The organism is Xanthomonas sp. SHU 166 (assembly GCF_000364685.1).
Taxonomy (GTDB): Bacteria; Pseudomonadota; Gammaproteobacteria; order Xanthomonadales; family Xanthomonadaceae; genus Xanthomonas_A; species Xanthomonas_A sontii.
The window spans coordinates 1-2,992 of the sequence record NZ_AQOJ01000373.1 but is presented as its reverse complement, the minus strand read 5'-3'; the positions used below and the strand labels follow the sequence as shown (position 1 = coordinate 2,992).

Below are 2,992 nucleotides of genomic sequence, written 5' to 3'. Positions count from 1 at the left end.
CCTGCTAGGGGGTAAGACGGTATCTGCGGGAGAGGGTGTTGCCGGCTCCGATCTCAACCGGGAGAGCGTGCCGGCGCGGTGCCTGCGTGGACCCGCAAAGAGGTAAGAGCGGCTTCAGCCGCGACGGGCGAAGACGCGATGCGTCCCAGGCAGCATCGCGTCGGGACTGAAGTCCCTCCCACAACAGCCGCTTACGCTCCCCCTGGCCGCTCGGGCAAGCGCAGCGCCATAGCGGTCCGGGTCAACCCGCAAAGCCTTACCCGGACCGCAACGCCACCGGCTCAACGGCCGGTCTTGATCTCCGTCCACAGGCGGGTGTACAGCTTGTCCACCTCGGGCGGGTTGATCGAATAGGTGAACATCTTCGCGGCCACGTCCGGCGGCGGATAGATGGTGGGATCGTTGCGGATCGCCGCGTCCACCAGCGGGGTCGCCTGCGGCACCGGATTGGCGTAGTGGATGAAGTCGGTATTGGCCGCGGCCACCTTGGGCGTCAGCAGGTAGTTGATGAACGCGTAGGCGTTCTCCGGATGCTTGGCGTCCTTGGGAATGGCCAGCATGTCGAACCACTGCGGCGCGCCTTCCTTGGGGATCGAATAGGCCACGTGCACGCCGTTCTTGGCTTCCTCGGCGCGGTCGCGGGCCTGGATGATGTCGCCGGACCAGCCCACCGCCAGGCAGGTGCTGCCGTTGGCCAGCGAGGTCACGTACTGCGAGGAGTGGAAGTTCTGCACGTAGGGGCGGATGCGCTTGATCAGCGCCGCGGCCTGCTCGATCTTGGCCGGGTCGGTGGTGTGCGGATCCTCCCCAAGGTAGTGCAGCGCGATCGGGATCAGGTCCGAGGGCGTGTCCAGCAGGGTCACGCCGCAGTCCTTGAGCTTGGACAGGTTCTCCGGCTTGAACACCAGGTCCCAGCTGTTGGCGATGTCGGTGCCGCCGAACGCGGCCTTGACCTTGTCCACGTTGTAGCCGATGCCGGTGGTGCCGACCATGTACGGCACGCCGTACTTGTTGCCCGGATCCTGCTGCGCGATGCGCTGCATGATCTGCGGATCGAGATTGGCCAGGTTCGGGATCTTGCTCTTGTCCAGCGGCAGGAACACGCCAGCCTGGATCTGCCGGCCGAAGAAGTTCAGCGTCGGCACCACCACGTCGTAGCCGCTGCCACCGGCCAGCAGCTTGGTCTCCACCATCTCGTCGCTGTCGAAGACGTCGTAGGTGACCTTGATCCCGCTCTGCTTCTCGAAGTCGGGAATCGTGTTCTCGGCGATGTAGTCCGAGTAGTTGTACACGTTGAGCACCTTCGCCTCGCCCTGCCCCGCCTTGTCCGCGTCGCCGCCGGAGCCGCCGCAGCCGGCGAGCAGCGCCGTGGCCAGGGAAAGAGTGAGCAGTCGCAGCTTCATCGCAGGTCTCCGCGGGTCCGTGGGGGCAGGAATGGAAGGATCGGCGGCGCGCGCCGGATCCGGGATCGGGGCTCCAGACTACCCAGCGCCGGGCTATTTGCCCAGCGCCTGGGCCGTATCCTCCAGCGCCAGCCAGGCCTTGTCGAACAGTTCGTCGACCTGGGCTCGGCTGAGGATCAGCGGCGGCGACAGCAGCATCGCGTCGTTGGTGGCGCGCAGGATCAGGCCGCGGCGCAGCGCATTGTCGCGGCACAATGCGCCGACCTTGCCGCGCTCGGGGAAGTACTGCCGGCGCGGCTTGTCCGGCACCAGTTCCAGCGCGCCGATCATGCCGACGATGCGCGCCTCGCCCACCAGCCGGTGCTCGCCCAGCTCGGCCCAGCGTTGCGCCAGGTACGGCGCGATCTCGCTGCGCGCGCGTTCGACGATGCCCTCGTCCTGCAGCAGGCGCAGGTTCTCCAGCGCCACCGCCGCGCACACCGGGTGCCCGGAATAGGTGCAGCCATGCGCCAACTCGCCGCCCTGCTCCTTCAGCACCTTGGCCACGCGCGTGCCGAACATCGCCGCGCCGAGCGGGATGTAGCCGGAGGTGATGCCCTTGGCGATGGTCATCACGTCCGGCTGGAAGCCGAAGTGTTGCGCGCCGAACCATTCGCCGGTGCGGCCGAAGCCGCAGATCACCTCGTCGGCGACCAGCAGCACGTCGTAGCGGCGGCAGATGCGCTCGATCTCCGGCCAGTAGCTGCGCGGCGGAATGTACACGCCGATCGCGCCCATGATCGGCTCGCCGATGAACGCGGCCACCCGCTCCGGCCCCAGTTCCAGGATCTTGTCCTCCAGCCGCCGCGCGGCGAGCAGCCCGTATTCCTCCGGATCCATGTCGCCGCCGTCGCCGAACCAGTACGGCGGATCGATGTGGTGGATGTCGGGGATCGGCAGGCCGCCCTGGCGGTGCATGCCCTTCATCCCGCCGAGGCTGGCGCCGGCCATGGTGGTGCCGTGGTAGCCGTCGTGGCGGCCGATGAAGATGGTCTTCTGCGGCTGGTCCTGCACGGCCCAGAAATGCCGCACCAGGCGCAGGATGGTGTCGTTGGCCTCGGAGCCGGAGTTGGTGAAGAAGGCATGGTCGAGGTCGCCCGGCGCCAGTTCGGCGAGCTTGGCGGCCAGCCGGATGGTGGGTTCGGTGGTGCACTGGAAGAAGCTGTTGTAGTACGCCAGCTGTTCCATCTGCCTCGCGGCGGCCTGGCCGAGTTCCTTGCGCCCGTAACCGACGTTGACGCACCACAGGCCGGCGAAGGCATCCAGCAATTGGTTGCCGTCGGCGTCCCAGACGTAGGCGCCATCGCCGCGTGTGAGGATGCGGGTGCCTTTCTGCGCCAGGGCGGCGTTGTCGTTGAACGGGTGCAGGTGGTGCGCGGCATCCAGGTCCTGCAGGGCGCGCGTGTCGATCCGGTCCATGTCCACTCCAATGTCGGTACCAAGGCCGCAACGCGGCCAAGCTTTGCTCTTGCTCTTGCTCTTGCTCTTGCTCTTGCTGTTGCTCTTGCTCTTGCTCTTGCTGTTGCTGTTGCTGTTGCTGTTGCTGTTGC

2 protein-coding genes are annotated in these 2,992 nt (G+C 66.9%); both read right to left on the bottom strand.

What is annotated here, in order from left to right:
* Positions 1–281: 281 nt before the first annotated feature.
* The gene (locus D180_RS10485) at positions 282–1,403 is read right to left on the bottom strand and encodes a polyamine ABC transporter substrate-binding protein (RefSeq protein ID WP_017912756.1); all 1,122 of its coding nucleotides are present in this window, start codon (positions 1,401–1,403) and stop codon (positions 282–284) included.
* 93 nt (positions 1,404–1,496) lie between these two features.
* Entirely contained in the window at positions 1,497–2,861 is a 1,365-nt protein-coding gene (locus D180_RS10480; protein ID WP_017912755.1) for an aspartate aminotransferase family protein, read from the bottom strand.
* Positions 2,862–2,992 lie beyond the last annotated feature (131 nt).

What these genes read in the sequence shown, in the direction of transcription:
- D180_RS10485 (WP_017912756.1), bottom strand. Translation starts at nt 1,403, where the DNA reads ATGAAGCTGCGACTGCTCACTCTTTCCCTGGCCACGGCGCTGCTCGCC.
- D180_RS10480 (WP_017912755.1), bottom strand. Translation starts at nt 2,861, where the DNA reads ATGGACCGGATCGACACGCGCGCCCTGCAGGACCTGGATGCCGCGCAC.